General features: G+C 35.5%; 13 protein-coding genes. 8 read left to right on the top strand and 5 right to left on the bottom strand.

Annotated features, from left to right (window positions below):
- Window positions 1–4: 4 nt before the first annotated feature.
- Complete coding sequence (gene gldJ / locus GWR14_RS09770; protein ID WP_163408923.1) at window positions 5–1693, bottom strand: gliding motility lipoprotein GldJ; 1689 nt, start codon at window positions 1691–1693, stop codon at window positions 5–7.
- Window positions 1694–1905: 212 nt separating this feature from the next.
- Between gldJ and porU the strand changes: the two genes are divergently transcribed.
- The 8 genes from porU to GWR14_RS09730 all read left to right on the top strand — a co-directional run bounded on the left by porU (window position 1906) and on the right by GWR14_RS09730 (window position 14270).
- Window positions 1906–5742, top strand: a complete 3837-nt coding sequence (porU, locus tag GWR14_RS09765) for a type IX secretion system sortase PorU (protein WP_163408840.1) — start codon at window positions 1906–1908, stop codon at window positions 5740–5742.
- 49 nt (window positions 5743–5791) lie between these two features.
- Window positions 5792–6979 (top strand): type IX secretion system outer membrane channel protein PorV, encoded by a 1188-nt coding sequence (gene porV, locus GWR14_RS09760; RefSeq protein ID WP_163408839.1) that lies wholly within the window; start codon window positions 5792–5794, stop codon window positions 6977–6979.
- Between the two features lie 75 nt (window positions 6980–7054).
- Window positions 7055–7537 (top strand): cytidine deaminase, encoded by a 483-nt coding sequence (cdd, locus tag GWR14_RS09755; RefSeq protein ID WP_163408838.1) that lies wholly within the window; start codon window positions 7055–7057, stop codon window positions 7535–7537.
- Between the two features lie 161 nt (window positions 7538–7698).
- Entirely contained in the window at window positions 7699–8697 is a 999-nt protein-coding gene (pdhA, locus tag GWR14_RS09750) for a pyruvate dehydrogenase (acetyl-transferring) E1 component subunit alpha (RefSeq protein WP_163408837.1), read from the top strand.
- Window positions 8698–8703: 6 nt separating this feature from the next.
- Window positions 8704–10350 carry a 2-oxo acid dehydrogenase subunit E2 gene (locus GWR14_RS09745; protein WP_163408836.1) on the top strand — a complete coding sequence of 549 codons (1647 nt, stop codon included), beginning with the start codon at window positions 8704–8706 and terminating at the stop codon, window positions 10348–10350.
- A gap of 93 nt (window positions 10351–10443) precedes the next feature.
- Entirely contained in the window at window positions 10444–12291 is a 1848-nt protein-coding gene (locus GWR14_RS09740; protein WP_163408835.1) for a hydrolase/aminopeptidase, read from the top strand.
- A gap of 465 nt (window positions 12292–12756) precedes the next feature.
- Window positions 12757–13308, top strand: coding sequence for a carboxymuconolactone decarboxylase family protein (locus GWR14_RS09735; RefSeq protein ID WP_163408834.1), 552 nt, complete (start codon window positions 12757–12759; stop codon window positions 13306–13308).
- A 71-nt stretch (window positions 13309–13379) separates the two neighbouring features.
- Window positions 13380–14270, top strand: coding sequence for a helix-turn-helix domain-containing protein (locus GWR14_RS09730; RefSeq protein ID WP_246236310.1), 891 nt, complete (start codon window positions 13380–13382; stop codon window positions 14268–14270).
- A 68-nt stretch (window positions 14271–14338) separates the two neighbouring features.
- Here the strand turns inward: GWR14_RS09730 and GWR14_RS09725 are convergent, their stop codons facing one another.
- The 4 genes from GWR14_RS09725 to GWR14_RS09710 all read right to left on the bottom strand — a co-directional run bounded on the left by GWR14_RS09725 (window position 14339) and on the right by GWR14_RS09710 (window position 18186).
- Window positions 14339–15004, bottom strand: coding sequence for a fibrobacter succinogenes major paralogous domain-containing protein (locus GWR14_RS09725; protein WP_163408833.1), 666 nt, complete (start codon window positions 15002–15004; stop codon window positions 14339–14341).
- Window positions 15005–15017: 13 nt separating this feature from the next.
- Complete coding sequence (locus tag GWR14_RS09720) at window positions 15018–15575, bottom strand: hypothetical protein (protein ID WP_163408832.1); 558 nt, start codon at window positions 15573–15575, stop codon at window positions 15018–15020.
- A 74-nt stretch (window positions 15576–15649) separates the two neighbouring features.
- Window positions 15650–16768, bottom strand: coding sequence for a hypothetical protein (locus GWR14_RS09715; RefSeq protein WP_163408831.1), 1119 nt, complete (start codon window positions 16766–16768; stop codon window positions 15650–15652).
- A gap of 170 nt (window positions 16769–16938) precedes the next feature.
- Window positions 16939–18186, bottom strand: coding sequence for a glycosyltransferase family 4 protein (locus tag GWR14_RS09710; RefSeq protein ID WP_163408830.1), 1248 nt, complete (start codon window positions 18184–18186; stop codon window positions 16939–16941).
- Window positions 18187–18251 lie beyond the last annotated feature (65 nt).

Raw genomic sequence — 18251 nt, 5'->3', positions numbered from 1 at the left:
AAATTTAATTCCTTGGTGATTTTCTTCTTTCAGTTTTAGCACCTACTCTAGACATCGCACATCTAAATCCGATGTAGTCTGTAGCCATATCCTGAGGGAAGTATCTTCTTTGCGCAGGATCTAACCAGTAAGCTCTGTCTCTCCATGAACCTCCTTTATAAACTCTTGCATTATCGTTTATTAAAGTAGTTCTTTTGCTTGAGCTGTCATATTTCCTTACCATGTTACCTAAACTATCTGTAGTTACATTGTGTATTGGAGAATTGTACATTGTCTCTTTTTTAGCATCATCAGCTGATTCTGAATCCCCAAAATCATAGTATCTTGAAGATTGTTTATCTCCATCTCTATAATTAATGTTATCACTTTTGCTAAAATTTTGTCTCAAATACGTTTCATTTTCATCAACCGGAACCTGAGCTATTTCTCCAGGTAAATTTGTAGCAACTACTTTACCATTACTTAAAGTGGTATATTTAATATTATCTTTTGTGATAATTTCTAACTTACCATCTTTACCAATTTTGTTTTTAGCATATTGATTCCCTCTGTAATAATTAAAATCATTTGCTTCGTTATCGATTATTGGTCTGTAAACGTCAGCAACCCATTCTGCTACGTTACCTGCCATATCATATAAACCAAAATCATTTGCAGGATAACTTTTTACATTGTTTGTAATATCAGCACCATCATCTGACCAACCTGCAATTCCACCGTAATCACCGTTACCTTGTTTAAAGTTAGCCAATTGGTCACCTCTGTTTTTACGTTTGTTAGAGCGTGTATAGTCTCCAGACCAAGGATATTTCTTTTGCCCTTTATAGATATTGTATTCTCTTTGTCCAACATCTGCTGCTGCTGCATATTCCCATTCTGCTTCAGTAGGAAGTCTGTACTCAGGTAAAATAATACCTGAAGAACGCTGTGCATAAACATTTTTCTGTTCTTCTACAGCTCCGTCTTTTCCTTTTCTTGGTCTTCTTCCGTTAGGGCTTTTCTTTAGTACAAGTTCTTCATTACCACTATAAGTTGAAGTTGGAGAAGCGATATAAGTTTCTGTGTTAAATAAACTTTCAGCACTAACATCATTTGTTTTAGCACCTCTTTTGATATATCCGCTTTTTTCTAAAACTGCTTCATTTACACGATCTGTTCTCCATTTACTAAACTCAACTGCCTGAATCCAGTTAACACCAACAACAGGATAGTTAGCATAAGCAGGGTGTCTTAAATAATTATTTGTCATCGTTTCGTTATATCCTAAACGATTTCTCCATACTAAGGTATCAGGTGATGCCCCTGCATAAATATTTTTATAAATTTCTTCTGTAGGAGGGAAAACTTTTTTCAGCCATTCCAGATATTCCAGATACATACCATTAGTAACCTCTGTTTCATCCATGTAAAACGACTGAACATGTTGTTGAGTTGGTGTGTTATTCCAATCGTGCATAACATCATCCTGTACTTTACCCATTGTAAATGTACCTCCTTCAACAAAAACTAAACCAGGTCCTGCCTGTTGTTTTTTTCCTGCATTTCTAGCAGCCGTTCCGTTTTGACTGTCAACATCCCAACCGGTTGCTCTTGAAGCGTGGCTTGAACTTGATTTTTTGCTACAACTAGCCGTGCCCAACATCAAAACTATTGACATCATTACTTGCAAGGCTACAATTTTGTTTACTTTCATACTCATTCTTAGGTGATAAATTTAGGTGCTGCAATATAATAATTAACATTTAATTAGCAACATCTGTTCTAATAATTTTGTTTAGCTGTTTTTACCAGAAAATAAGCTATAGTTTTCGAACGCAAAAATATACTTTTTATTATTACTATTGCATTAAAAAACATATTTTTACTTACTAAAATATTTTAAGATTAATTTCGTTTTCTTTAACTATGAAACAAGCCATATTTTTATATCTTTTTTTAATTCCATTTTTCTTGTTTTCTCAGAAAAACGGGGCACTCACAATAGACTGGCATAGTAAAAAAGAAATGAATTTTGGTGAATTCAAAACAAGCATACCTTACTTTACAGGTGATTATTTCCGGTACGATATTACTAAAAAAAGTATAACCTTACTCTTTAGACCTGATTATTCAGATTACTCAAACGCCAGCTCCGTAAAAATTTCAAACATAATTTACGAATCTGTTTCTGCTTCTGATTTGGGTGATTTATCATTAGCAAACATACCCAAACAACCAAACGAAACACTCCAAATAGCAACTTCAAGAGATCAAAAACAAGGATTCATTTCATTATCACCTATAATCTCTGAAGGAAATAGCTTCAAGAGAATAAAATCATTTTCTTATTCAATTATAGGCAACGCTTCGACAAACAACAGCAATGTTTCTACATCAAAATCAAATATTATCTCAAATTCGGTATTATCCTCGGGTGACTGGTATCGTTTTTATGTAGAAAAGTCAGGCGTTTATAAAATTTCAAAATCGTTTTTACAAAGTCTTGGTTTTGATGCAGGCAAAAGTGATCCAAGAAAAATTAAAATTTATGGAAATGGAGGACGAATGCTTCCTTTAGCCAACAATATATATTATCCGGAAGACTTAGCTGAAAATGCAATTCAGGTTATAGGCGAAAACGACGGCATCTTTAACAATGATGATTACATACTTTTTTATGCTGAAGGAATCAACAACTGGAACTCCGAAAGCCAAACCAATATAAACTTATATGATACTAAGTCATATTATTACATTACCACTCAGGGAAGTGATGGGAAAAGAATTCCGAATATCTCTCAACCTTCTGGGAATATCACCTTAGAATTAAACACTTTCGACGACCATCAATTTCACGAAACAGATCTAATTAATATAGTACATACAGGCCGCCAATGGTTTGGGGAGTCTTTTGAAATCAACAACGAACAGGAATTCGAGTTTAACTTTCCTAATCTGGAAGTTACAACTCCAATAAAAATTGAAACTCTAACTGCTTCTGCTGCATTTACAAATACTTCATTTGCTGTTTCTGCCAATGGTCAAACTATTGGAAACATATCCTTCAGTTCACTAGTCAGCGGTTCTGAAACAAAATTCTACACTGGTAATCTTCCTGCTAATACAAGTTTTACAGGAACTGAAAATGTAAAAATAAAACTCACCTATAATAATAATGGAGTACCAGGATCAAAAGGCTATCTGGATTATATTAATCTAATTGCAAAAAGAAAACTAAAAGGTACAGGTAAACAATTTTTATTTCAATACGACCTTGCAGGTTCAACCAACGGAATTGTGAATTATACTATTTCTGATGCTTCGGGAATTTCTCAAGTCTGGGATATTACCGACTTATACAATGTGTCAAATATCGAAAACAACAATTTGAACAATTTGAGCTTCAAAGCACCTTTAGGAGAAGTCCGAAAATACATTGCAATAGACTCAAGGGATTATTATACACCTTTAAAAGAAGGTCAGTCCAAAATTACCAATCAAAATCTAAAAGGCACCCTTTTTAAGAATGCCCAAAACAGTTTTCAGGACATTGATTATTTAATTTTAACACCTAAAATATTACTTTCTCAGGCCGAAAAACTGGCTGCTTTTCACAGAAGTTATTCAAAACTAAATGTAAAGGTAGTTACACTTGAAAACATCTACCAGGAATTCTCTTCGGGAAAACAAGACATTGCCGCAATCAGAAACTGCGTGAAATATGTTTATAAAAACGCCTCATCTTCAGATAAAAGAATAAAATATCTAAATCTCTTTGGCGATGCCTCATTTGATTATAAAAACCGCACTTCCAACAATACCAACATTGTACCTATCTATCATTCGTTGAACAGCAGCACTGGCGGAGAATCTTCATTTTCATCTGACGATTTCTTTGGCCTGATGGATGACAATGAAGGAAACGTAATATCTTTTTTTGGAGGTATTGACATAGCTACAGGAAGAATGCTGGTTTCTGACAATACACAGGCAGAAGAAATGGTCAACAAAGTTTTAGAATACCACAACACAAAATCTTATGGAAACTGGCGAAATAACTTTGTTTTAATAAGTGATGATTCTGACAAGGCTTCTGATGCGACATTACAATCCCGTCAAAACACTTTAGCCGACAAAATCGCTCTTGAAAAACCATTTTTAAATATTGATAAAATCCTTATGGACTCTTATACACAAGAAGCATCTGCCGGAGGTTCAAGGTATCCAAAAGCCAGAACCGATCTTTTTAATGCTTTCGAAAAAGGAGCTTTGGTCTTTAACTATTTAGGACATGGCGGAGAAGATGGCTTAGCCACCGAACGAATTTGGGAAAAATCTGACGGGCAAAATTTAAGTAATCAATATAAATACCCATTATTTATAACGATAACCTGTGAGTTTTCACGTTTTGACGACCCAACACATCCAACTGCAGGAGAATATACTTTCTGGAATCCAAAAGGTGGAGCTATTGCAATGCTGAGTACAATTCGTTCTATCGGGCAATATAACGCTGAAAACTTCAACGATATCTTAGCAAAAAATCTTTTGTCTTACGGATCAAATCAATATCAGACTATTGCCGAAGCTTTGCGCATTTCAAAAAACGAAAACCCAAGTTCTTCCAGCAATGTCGTCTTTTATTTGGGAGATCCTGCTATAATGCTGGCTATTCCCAAACCCCGAATTAACTTAACAAAGGTAAATGATGTATCTGTTTCCGGAACCATCGATGATTTTAAATCATTAGCAAAAATTAAGATTTCAGGAGAAGTTACAGATGAAAATAATACTCTTTTAAGTAATTACAACGGAGAGCTTTCAACTGCCATTTTTGATAAACTGATTACCAGCACAACTCTTAACAATGATGGCTACAGTCCGGCAATGCAGTTTAAAACTTTGGGCGAAACCATTTTCAGAGGAAACGCTTCTGTTACAAATGGTCAGTTCGAATTTAGTTTTGTAGTTCCTAGAGATATTAGAATTCCTGTAAATAATGGCAGAATCAGCTTCTATTCGAAAAAAAATGACGTTTTAGAAAACCAGTCGGGCTATAATGATATCATAAAAATTGGAGGAATTAACGAAAATGCAGCTCAGGACAATATTAGTCCAAAAGTGAAGTTATATATGAACGATGAAACATTCGTTTCGGGAGGAATTACAAATGCTTCTCCATTTCTTTTAGCATTGCTTGAAGATGAAAACGGAATTAATACAGCAAGTGGAATTGGTCATGATATCATTGCTGTTTTAGATGGAGACGTTAGTAATCCTTACATTCTGAATGATTATTATCAGACAAAATTAGATGATTACACTAATGGAAATTTGCGATTTCCATTACGTAATCTAAGTGCCGGAATGCACACTATTACCTTTACAGCCTGGGATGTTTATAATAATCCGGTGACAAGTGAAATACAGTTTGTAGTTGTTGGAGATGATTCACTTGAGCTGACCCACGTTCTTAATTATCCGAATCCTTTTTCTACCTATACCCAGTTTTGGTTTTCTCACAACAAACCTTATGAACCTTTGGATGTTCAGGTACAAGTCATGACTATAACAGGAAAAGTAGTCTGGACCAAAAACCAAATCATTACGACGGAAGGTTTTTTATCAAGAGAAATTACCTGGGACGGGAAGGATGATTTTGGAGACAGAATAGGAAAAGGCGTTTATATTTATAAACTCACTGTAAAATCAAATACGACAAATAAAAAAGCTGAGAAGTATGAAAAACTTGTTATTCTATAATATATATTTGCACAACTAACACAAAAAAACTAACACTTACTTATTATAAATGAAAAAAATATCTCTCTTATTGTTTTATTTTATTATATCGTTTGCGAAAGCACAAGATAGACCAATCACAACAGGGGTTCCCTTTCTACAAGTAGCTGCTGATGCCAGAGCAGCGGGTATGGGTGATCAGGGTGTTGCAACATCTGCAGACGTTTTCTCTCAACAATGGAATCCTGCAAAATATGCTTTTTCAATTGACAAACAAGGTTTCTCTGTGAGTTATACTCCTTATCTGACTGATCTGGTAAATGACATTTCATTAAGTCAGTTAACTTATTACAACAAAATTAACGAACGAAGTGCTTTTGCCGGAAGTATTCGCTATTTTAGTATTGGTGATATTGAACTAAGAGAAAACGCCAATGACCCTGCCAATACAGTTAAACCATCTGAATATGCAATAGACGGATCTTATTCATTAAAATTAAGTGAAATGTTCTCAATGGCAGTAGGCGCAAGATTCATCAGCTCAAATTTAGGAATTACAACAGGAGGGCAAAGTTTATCAGCAGCCAGATCATTTGCGTTTGATGTTGCCGGGTTTTATCAGTCTGAAGAAATTGCTTACACTGACTTTAACGGGAGATGGAGAGCCGGATTTAATTTCCAAAATATGGGTCCGAAAATTAATTACGATTTAAGTGATTCTGATAACGGATCAAACTTTCTTCCTGCTAATTTAAGACTTGGTGGAGGCTTTGATTTCATATTAGACGATTATAATAAAGTATCTGTAGGTCTTGAATTTACAAAATTACTTGTTCCTACCCCACAAATACCAGTACCTGTCGACCTTAATAATGACGGAGACACTGATGATACGGGAGAAACTAACGGTATTCAGGAAGCTAATAACAAATACAATTCAATTGGCTGGGTAGAAGGAATGTTTCAGTCTTTTCACGATGCCCCGGACGGATTTAGTGAAGAGTTAAAAGAAATCACCTATAGCCTTTCTGGAGAATACACTTATCAGGATTCCTTTTCTATGCGAGCAGGATATTTTCATCAAAGCCCAGAGAAAGGTGCAGTACAATTTTTCTCATTAGGAGCCGGATTCAAATACAACATTGTAAAAGTTGATGTTTCATACCTGTTCTCTGCATCAAAAGTAAAAAACCCTCTGGAAAACACACTTCGATTCTCATTAACATTTAACTTTGGTGATAAATACGAAGAGTATTAATTCGAAAACAAAAACTAAAATAATATCAATCCAAATTTCTAAACAGAGATTTGGATTTTTTTTCCCATAAAAAGAATGAAAGAAATAAGCATAACAACATCATTTTTGGTTTTCGACACCTTTCAGGAATTACCAAATGACATTCAGGAATTAATGAATCAGGCTGTAGAAATACGTAAAAAAGCATATGCTCCCTATTCTAAATTCAGGGTTGGCGCAGCATTATTGTTGGACAACGGAAAAGTTGTTCTAGGTTCAAATCAGGAAAATGCAGCATACCCGTCTGGATTATGTGCAGAACGTGTGGCTATTTTTCACGCAGGAAGTATTTACCCAGAGGCTAAAATCTTAAAAATGGCAATAACAGCTGCTTCAGATATAAATCAAACCCAAGCCCCTATTCCTCCTTGTGGTTCCTGTCGACAATCTATTGCAGAATACGAAATCAAGCAGGACACCCCTATAGAAATCTATTTTATGGGAGAAATAGGCATAATTTATCAGTCAGCATCCCTTAAAAATCTGCTCCCTTTCATGTTTGATAAAAAGTTCTTGTAAAAAAAAACAAAAAGTAGCTTTTAAATTTTAGTTCTTAAATGTAATGTCTTATTTTTGCATCCCGACCCTTCGGGCGCAAATTTGTGGGAGGAAACTATTTTGCGTTATAGGTAATAATTGATAACACAAAAAAAACAACTTTAGCAAAAGAAAGAATTCAGATGAAAGAAGTTACAAAAGAGGTTTACTTAAAGTGGTATGAAGACATGCTGCTTTGGAGAAAGTTTGAAGACAAACTTGCAGCGTTATACATCCAACAAAAAGTCAGAGGATTTCTTCACCTCTACAATGGTCAGGAAGCTGTATTGGCAGGCGCTTTGCACGCTATGGATTTGACCAAAGATAAAATGATTACTGCTTACAGAAACCACGTACAGCCAATCGGTATGGGAGTTGATCCTAGAAACGTTATGGCTGAACTTTTAGGAAAAGCAACAGGAACTTCTAAAGGTATGGGAGGTTCTATGCACATTTTCTCTAAAGAACACCGTTTTTATGGAGGGCACGGAATCGTAGGTGGACAAATTCCTGTAGGAGCTGGTTTAGCTTTTGCTGATAAATATTTTGAGACTGGTGGGGTTACCTTAACTTATTTTGGTGACGGAGCTGCCAGACAAGGTTCTTTACATGAAGCTTTCAACATGGCCATGTTATGGAAACTTCCAGTTGTATTTATCGTTGAAAACAACGGTTATGCTATGGGAACTTCTGTAGAAAGAACTGCAAACCATACTGATATCTGGAAATTAGGTTTAGGTTATGAAATGCCTTGCGGACCTGTTGACGGAATGAACCCGGTAAAAGTTGCCGAAGCAATGCATGAGGCTATGGAAAGAGCACGTCGCGGAGACGGACCTACTTTCCTTGAAATGAAAACGTATCGTTACAGAGGACACTCAATGTCTGATGCACAATTATACCGCTCTAAAGAAGAGGTTGAAGAATACAAAAAAATCGACCCAATTACTCAGGTTCTTGATGTAATTTTAGACCAAAAATATGCTACTGAAGAAGAAATTGAAGTAATTGACCAAAGAGTTAAAGACTTAGTTGAGGAATGTCAGAAATTCGCTGAAGAATCTCCATATCCAGACTTGCAACAATTATACGATGTAGTATACGCACAAGAAGACTATCCATTTACACCTCATAAATTATAAAAAATTATGGCAATTAAAGTAACTATGCCTCGTTTGAGCGATACTATGACGGAAGGAACGGTAGCGACTTGGCTTAAAAAAGTGGGCGATAAAGTAAGCGAAGGAGATATCCTTGCTGAAATCGAAACAGACAAAGCAACTATGGAGTTCGAATCTTTTAACGAAGGAACTCTTTTACATATCGGAATCCAGGCTGGAGAAACTGCTCCGGTTGATTCATTATTAGCAATCATTGGTAACGAAGGAGAAGATATTTCTGCTCTTTTAGCCGGTGGTGCTGCTCCTGCTGCCGAAGCTCCAAAAGCGGATGCTCCTGCTGCAGAAGCAAAAACTGAAACTGCTGCTCCTGCAAAAGCTGCAGCTGAATTACCAAAAGGTGTTGTCGTTGTAACAATGCCTCGTTTGAGTGATACAATGACAGAAGGTACAGTAGCAACCTGGTTGAAAAAAGTAGGTGATGCTGTAGCTGAAGGCGATATTTTAGCCGAAATTGAAACAGACAAAGCTACTATGGAGTTTGAGTCTTTCAATGCCGGAACATTATTATACATCGGAATTCAGGAAGGAAATACTGCCCCTGTTGACAGCTTATTAGCAATCATCGGACCTGCAGGAACTGACATTTCCGGAATTGCTGATAACTTTACTGCTGGTGGCGCTGCAACTGCAAGTGCTCCTGCTGCTGAAGAAACAAAAGCTGCTGCTCCTGCTGCTGCACAAGCTACAGAAGCTGTTGCTGAAACTTCAAACGGAGGAAGAATTTTAGCTTCACCATTAGCTAAAAAAATCGCTTCTGATAAAGGAATCTCATTAAATCAAGTTAAAGGATCTGGAGAAAACGGAAGAATCGTAAAAAGCGATATCGAAAACTTTACTCCATCTGCACAAGCACAAACTGTTGCTTCTGCTCCTGCTGCTAAACAAGAAGCAACTGCTCCTGCTGCACCAAAAGTATTCGTTCCTGCTGGTGAAGTTTACACAGAAGAGATCAAAAACTCTCAAATGCGTAAAATCATTGCAAAACGTCTTTCTGAATCTTTATTCACTGCTCCTCACTACAACTTAGTGATCGAGGTAAGCATGGACGAAGCAATGCAGGCAAGAGCTGCTATCAACAGCGTTCCAGATACAAAAGTATCTTTCAACGATATGGTGATCAAAGCATGTGCTTTAGCATTGAAAAAACACCCAAAAATCAACTCTACTTGGAAAGAAGATGCTATCATTATCAACCACCACGTAAATATTGGTGTTGCTGTAGCTGTTGAAGACGGATTAGTTGTTCCTGTATTGAAATTTACTGACGCTATGAGTTTATCTCAAATTGGTGGTTCAGTAAGAGATCTTGCCGGAAGAGCTAAAAACAAAAAATTAGGACCACAGGAAATGGAAGGAAGTACTTTTACAGTATCTAACCTTGGTATGTTTGGTATTACTGAATTCAATTCAATTATCAACCAACCAAACTCTGCAATCCTTTCTGTAGGTGCAATCGTTGAAAAACCAGTAGTTAAAAACGGTCAAATCGTAGTTGGAAACACAATGATGTTATCATTAGCTTGCGACCACAGAACAATTGACGGTGCAACTGGTGCTCAGTTCTTACAAACATTAAAACAATACATCGAAAGCCCAGTTACAATGTTGGCGTAATCGTTGTTAATTTTATAATTAAATCCCGTCCCGAAGTTTTTCGGGACGGGATTTTTTGTTTACTTTTCATCCTCAAATTCAAAACCTTGTAAAATGAAGAAACTAATTCTTGTCGCTTTATTTCTGACAGCAATTGCCTGCCAGAAAAAAGAGCAAACAGAAAAAACTACTGCTGTTACAGACGAACACAGTTATTCTAAACCGGAACTTGCCGTTGTCAAGCATCTTGATCTTGATATCAAAGTTGATTTTGATACACAAACCATTTCCGGTAAAGCATCTTGGACAATTGAAAACATCAGTAAAGGAAACGAAATTATTTTCGACGAAAACACTTTAAACATTACAAAAGTTACCCTTGGAGATGAAGAAAAAGAAACCAAATTTGAACTTGGAAAAGATGTTGAATTTCACGGAAAACCGCTTCATATCACAATTGAACCCAATACAACTAAAGTAAACATTTACTACAACACCACTAAAGACGCTGTAGCATTACAATGGCTGAAACCAGCACAAACAGCAGACAAAAAGAAACCTTTCTTGTTTTCTCAAGGCGAAAGTGTTTGGTCTCGTACTTGGATTCCGTGTCAGGATTCACCAGGAATTCGTTTTACTTATAATGCAAAAGTTACAGTTCCTAAAGATTTATTAGCAGTTATGAGTGCTGTAAATCCACAGAAGAAAAACGATACTGGAGTTTATACTTTCAAACAAGACAAGGCAATTCCTTCTTATTTAATGGCAATTGCGGTTGGAGATATCGAATTCCAAGCAATTGACAACAGAACTGGAGTTTACGCAGAACCATCTGTTTTAAAAAGTGCGGCTTACGAATTTGCTGAGCTAGGAAAAATGGTAAACGCAGCCGAAAAATTATACGGGCCATACAGATGGGGACGTTACGATGTATTGGTTTTACCTCCAAGTTTCCCTTATGGCGGAATGGAGAATCCGAACTTGACTTTCTTAACTCCGGGAGTAATTGCCGGAGATCGTTCGTTGACAAGCTTGTTAGCACACGAATTAGGACACAGCTGGAGCGGAAACTTAGTTACAAATGCTACTTGGGATGATATTTGGTTAAACGAAGGTTTTACTACTTATGTGGAACATAGAATTGGCGAAGCTATTTTCGGAAAGAAAGAATTTGACATGCAAAACGTTATCACGAATAAAGAGTTGACTGACAATGTTGCGGAATACGGAGATACAAGTCCTGATACAAGATTAAAAGTAAGTTTAACAGGCAGAAATCCTGATGATGGAATCAGCCAGATTCCTTACGTAAAAGGGTATGCATTTTTAAGAGTTATTGAAAATGCGGTTGGACGTGACAAATTTGATCCGTTTATTAAGAATTATTTTGATTCTCATGCTTTCCAATCTATCACAACAGAAGATTTTGTAAAGTATTTGAATGAAAATCTTATTAAAGGAGACAAAGCCTTGGCAGATAAAATCAAATTGGAAGATTGGATTTACAAACCAGGAATCCCATCGAATATTCTTCCGGTAAGCTCAGCAGAATTTGATACTATTGATGCGATTCAAAAAAGCTGGAGAGAAACTGGTGTTGCCGGTTTGAGCAAAAAAATTACAACAACTGCAGAAAAACAGCATTTTATTGATCACCTTCCAGCTGATATTACAGCAAAAGAAATGGAAGCGATTGATAAAGAATTCAACTTTACAAAAGGCGGTAACTTTATCATCAAACGTCAATGGTTTGTTCAGGCAATTCGTCATCAATATAAAGTGGCTGATCCTGCAATTGAACAATTTTTGATTGGAATCAGCAGAACAGGTTCTGTTATGATGCTTTATAAAGAAATGGTTAAAACTCCAGAAGGAAAAGTTTGGGCTAACAAAGTATTTGATAAAGCGAAATCTGGTTATCATGCAACGACTATTCAGGCTGTTGAAGGGGTTTTGAAATAGACATTTTTAATAATATAATTTTAAAATAGGTTGTTCCTGAAAGGAACAACCTATTTTTTTACACTTGGTTTGTCATTCCAAGGAACGAGGAATCACACACGAAATTCGACAAAGTATGTCGTCAATCTTTGTCGAATTTCGTGTGTGATTTCTCCTTTCAGTCGAAATGACAAAACAAACAAAAACATTCTTATGAAACCGAATGCCCTAGCCCCGATAGAAGTGAAAATCCTTTTGTGTCTCGTTTCTTTAATGAGACACAAAAGATTGTAACGGATAGCGGGATTAGCTCCTGATAAACTTTATTATGAAAACCAAAATACCTAGATAATTCTTCACTAAAAAAACAACAGGGAAAATTGTCCATCACATAGCGTACATTCTCCATGTTCTAAAATCTGTAATCGTTGCAACTTTGTAATGTCAAAAGACAACAACTAATAATAACATTAAAAATTAAATACAATGGCACGATTAACAGCATTAAACCCAGAAGAAGTTACAGGAAAAACTAAAGATTTATTCAACGCAGTTCAGGCAAAATTAGGCGTTGTACCAAACATGATGAGAACAATGGGGAATTCTCCAGCAGTTTTGGAAGGATATTTGAATTTAAGCGGCGCTTTGAGCCACGGAAAATTAAGCGCAAAAACAGGTGAATTAATTGCATTGGCGGTTTCAGAAAGCAACTCTTGTGATTACTGTTTAGCCGCTCACACTTTTATCGGAGAAAAATTGGTAAAAGCAGATCCAGCAGTTTTACACGCAGCAAGAACAGGAAATGCTGCTGACGCTAAAACAGAAGCAATTTTGCAATTAGCCAAAACATTAATCAGTAAAGGTGGTTTAGCAAACGATGAAGATGTAAATAAAGCTAAAAACACAGGAGTTTCTGATGCTGAAATTGCAGAAACTATCGCTCATGTTGCTTTGAATGTACTGACAAACTACTTTAACAACGTAGCAAACACAGAAATTGACTTTCCAAAAGTTTCTAACTTGGAATTACAAAACTAATACAGACAACAAAAAACAAGTTATAGAGATAGTTGTGAATTATTTTCATGACTATCTTTATATTTCTAAAAATGAAACCGATTATGAGCTCTCAAAATGTTTTCACTTTAATCAATCCACAGAATGGGAATTTGGCTTTTAAAATTCTTCCCTTTGATGACAACAGCCATTTTGACCATTTACAGCGCAATAATTATTACTCTTTAATTTGGGTAACCAAAGGAAAAGGGAAAGTAAAAGCCGATTTTGCAGAACATCATTTTGAGGAAAATTCCCTCCTCGCCTTTTCTCCTTATCAACCATTTATGCTTTGTGTAAATAAGCCGATTGAAGGAATTGCAATTCATTTTCACCCCGGTTTTTACTGCATTCACATGCATCAAAAAGAGGTTTCCTGCAATGGCGTTTTGTTCAACAATATTTATCAGCCACCTTATGTTCAGGTTACCGAACAAGCGGAACAGACTTTTAAAATGGTGATTGATCAAATGAAAGCTGAAATTCAGAATGCGGAATTGGCGCAGTATGAGTTGTTGATTTCGTACTTAAAAATCTTTTTAATCACAGCTTCACGATTAAAAACAGAACAATTAGAAGAAATGAAATCGGTTCCCGATTCTAAGGAACCTGTTATTCTTCAAAATCTAAAGGATGCAATTGAACTTAATTTTAAAACCAAACATTCGGCCGGACATTATGCTGATATGCTTAATATTTCCTCTAAAGCATTGGCTAAATTGTCTAAAAACTACTTCAACAAAACCCTGACCGATTTGATTTCAGAAAGAATCATTATTGAAGCCAAAAGAGAACTTTATATGACTAATAAAACTGTAAAAGAAATCGCTTATGAATTAGGCTATGACGACGAACATTATTTCAGCCGTTTCTTTAAAACCAATGCAGATATCTCTCCGCAAATTTATCGCGAAACGGTAGGTTTTGGAAAAATGGAAGTTTAATTTTATTTTTAGTCTTCTGTCTATTTTGTGTTTTTTAAAGCAGAATAAATAGCAGGCTTTCCATAAAATTATTCCTCTTTAATACATTTGATTGAAAATCCGTATCGCTTAAAAACACTGTCCCTTCTTGTATCTGCAAAAGCCTGAAACATTCTGTCGCTCCAATTGTAGAATTCAAAACTTCCATTCGTAGTCCAATAATACCCGTTAGATCTAAGCATGTAAAAATTTCCTTCCTCATCGCGATAACCACCCGGCAATGCATTAAAACCCGTTGCATTATTTCCAACTACATTAGATGGCAACCAATGTGAATTCCCTTTTTCTTTTAAAAAAATTCCTATTGAATTGGAATTTACAAATGACTCCAGTTCTCTTAAATCTTCTTCTGTTGGAATCCTCCAACCTTCCGGAGCAATTCCTCGTGCATCTTGCAGACATTTATAGTTATATAAAAAACCATAATCTTTTACAATAGTAACATCATTATTATAGAAAGAATAACCCGCCTGGTTTGCCTGTTTCCAATCGCTGTTACTTTCAAACTTTTTAATTGAATCCCCATTATTAAAACGAGTAACTTTAAGATTTTCTACCATCCATGTTTGCCTTCCAATCCTGATTGTATGATATACATTTCCGTCTATATCTTCTGCCGTTTCAGCATTTTTACAAGAAAATAAAGAAATGAAAAAAAGAAAAAAAACTATTTTATAAATATTAAGTTGTTTCATTAAGTCAATTGTTCTAAAGCATTTTAAACGTCTTTATTTCTCCATTGGTTTCATAAAATATAAAGGAATCCTGTTCCAAATTCCTCAAAAGAAATCCGTTTTTCTTTATTACGAGAGATTCCGGGGCTTTTTTTACAACATCTGTTCTTCCCGCAGGTTTTACAGACACGCAAAAATTCACTCCTCCAGAATTTACATTTTCAATCGAAAAAGGAGAAATCCAATATGAATAATCTTTATCTGAAGAGAAAATGATTCCTAATTTTAATTTATCACCATCCTTTACTAACAAAGCATAATCAAGTATCTGGTCGTTATTAATATCCGTATAACATTCGCTTGGAATCATATTTCGGTCATAAAAGTCCCAAAATAAATTAGAATAATCTTCTTTTTTTATCATTTCAAGTGTCGGGAATTTTTGCAGAAAATTATCTTTCAACTTTTTAGGGACTGTAAAAACATTCTTCTGTTCTAAAATAGTCCTTTTAAAATCTACAATCTGTTCTCGGGAAGAATCTTTACATCCGTAAAAAAGCAACAGAAGTGCAAAAAAAACAAATCGACTCATTAATCCATTCATAAAAAGGTTATAATAAAAGCGATGTGATTTTTCACATCGCCTTTGTTTTTATATTACAATAATTACCAGCTACCGTTTGTAGCAGTATAGGTCTGACCATTTACTTTAGTACTACAGCTTGTTGAATTTACATGCTGAACATTAGGATGACCATTACTAACTGTACCGGCTAATACTTTTGTATTAGACGCATCTTGCAATAATATGCCCTGAATGGCTGTATTTGCAATATCTACAGTATTTACAGTACAGCCATTGCTGCCTGTAACACTAAAGAAACCGCGTCCGCTGCCTCGGGAATACACTTTAGTACAAACGATATTTGGTCCGTTATTATTGGCGCAGCGAAAAGTTGCATAACCTGTAACTGAACCGGTAGTACTGTTATTAGTTCCTGTAACCGTACCCACAGTACCATTTTTAGATTGATTCAATAATACTCCACAAGCGGCATTATTACTGGAAGTCACGTTTCCAATAGAAAATCCGTCAACACCATAGGTTTCGATAGAATTATCACCGCCTGTAATATTAATAGTTCCGCTAATAGTCAGATTACTGGTAGCTGCCGTACTATTATCAACTCTGATTCCTAATCCTAAATCAGCCTGAGGTACTCCAATATTCATAGTAATATTACTGATATTCATTACCGTACAGCCTTTAAACCAAATACCATAACGTGGCTTTCCGGTAACTTTCAGGTTTTTTACTTCGACATTCGTTTTTCTGTCTGCCCAAATCGGAATAACCAAAGCATCACCACTATTCGCATTAAAAGTATTGTTTACAAAATCCAAACCGGTATAACTAGCCATATTTACATATTTCAGAGCACCGCCAGTTGAACCTGATGCACCAGAAACACGAACAGTTACCCATTCTTTTACATCCCTCCCAGAAGTAAGATTGTTAATCGCAGCCTGAATTGCAGCCACATAATCAGAACCTGTGTATTTGGTTACACCATTTACTTTAGTAACATAGGCACCTGTTGAACCGGTTACTTCACCAGATAAATTGCCTCCTTTTGCAGTTGAAACCTGATAAGTTTCATTTTGCGCCGCAGCTTCAGCTTCAGCGTTTGTTTCTTCACTATCGGCTGTACAGCCGGCAAAAAAACTTAAACCAACGAATAACACTGAGACAAAAAATTGCCTCTTAAACATTTCTTTTTTCATAATTAATTTTGGTTGATAGTTAATAAGGTCAGTAAATTATTACTATTTATATCAAAAACTATCCTGTACAATCTTGGTTACGAAAAATACAAATATTTAAAAATCAATATACTAAACACAAATCTCAAGTCAATTCAAGCAAATTTCATGACTTGAAATACCTTGAAAAACTAATTCTTTTTATTCTTAGCTTCAATCCATTTTGCCATATATTTGGTACTTTTTAAGGTATGATACTGAAGCAGACTTCCCATAAAATTATGCAGACGATGACTTTCAGAATCCATCAATAATGTATTGACTTCATCAATTAATTTATTTGAATATTTATTTTTTTGATAGCATTCATTAATAATTGCAATACCATTTTTTTGCGATTGCTTCCAGACACTTTCATCCTGAAATAATAAAACAGCCTGTTTTGCAAAATTCTCAATATCATTTTCTATAAAGCCATTCCAGGGTAAACCGGCATGCATTGCCTCAGCTCCAATATCCGTAGTGACACTTGGAGTTCCACATTGCATCGCTTCTAATAATTTGCCTTTTAAACCTGCACCAAAACGAATGGACGCCAAAACTACTCTGGCTTTTTTCACAACCTCATTTGCTTCTTCGGCTCTTCCCTTGATATAAAAACCATCTTTAGGCTGATGCAATTGTAAAACTTTTTGCGAAGGATAAGCTCCATAAACTTCTAAAACAGCCTCCGGAAATTGCTTCTTCACTGAAGGCCAAATTGCTTCTTTTAAATATAAAACTGTATTCCAGTTCGGTTCATGAAGAAAATTTCCAATAAAAATAAAATGTTGCCGATCTTCAAAAGAAGGTAATTTCAAAAGGTCGTCTTCCTTCATTTCATCCACTAAAAAAGGAAGGTAAAACAATAATTTTGGATCAATTTTGAAGACGTCATTTAAAACCTCCATTTCAAATTCTGAAATCATTAAAGATAAATCACATCTCAAAATACTTGCAATTTCGCGCTTTGCCACTTCCTCAGATAACAAATCGTACAGTTCAAAAGTTCTGTTTTCTCTGAATGCTTTTTGGCGTGCAGTCCTTAAGCAATGTAAATCTTCTGTATCTAATAATCTGATGGCTTTCGGACAGTTTTCAGATACTCTCCAGCCAAATTGCTCTTCAGTCATGAACCGATCAAACAAAACCACATCCGGATTAAGTTCCAGAATAAAATCATCAAAACTGGAAGAATTGAGTTCAATACTTTTTTTTATAACTCCAAACTCCTCCAAATCAACCATAAAATCACTGTCTAAAGCAGGACTTGCAAATGTAATTTCGAATCCATTTGCTGCAAAAATAGAAATCAATTGCATCATTCTCCCCCCTGCTGCAGATGAGTTGGGTTCCGGCCAGACAAAACCAATAATCAAAAGCTTTTTCATGTGATTCATTTTAATTCTTTCTTACTGCAAAATAATGACTTTTCCTCGTATTTACATGACATTTCCTCATATTC

This window comes from Flavobacterium ajazii (genome assembly GCF_010614725.1).
Taxonomy (GTDB): Bacteria; Bacteroidota; Bacteroidia; order Flavobacteriales; family Flavobacteriaceae; genus Flavobacterium; species Flavobacterium ajazii.
This window is presented reverse-complemented; position numbering and strand designations above follow the sequence as displayed.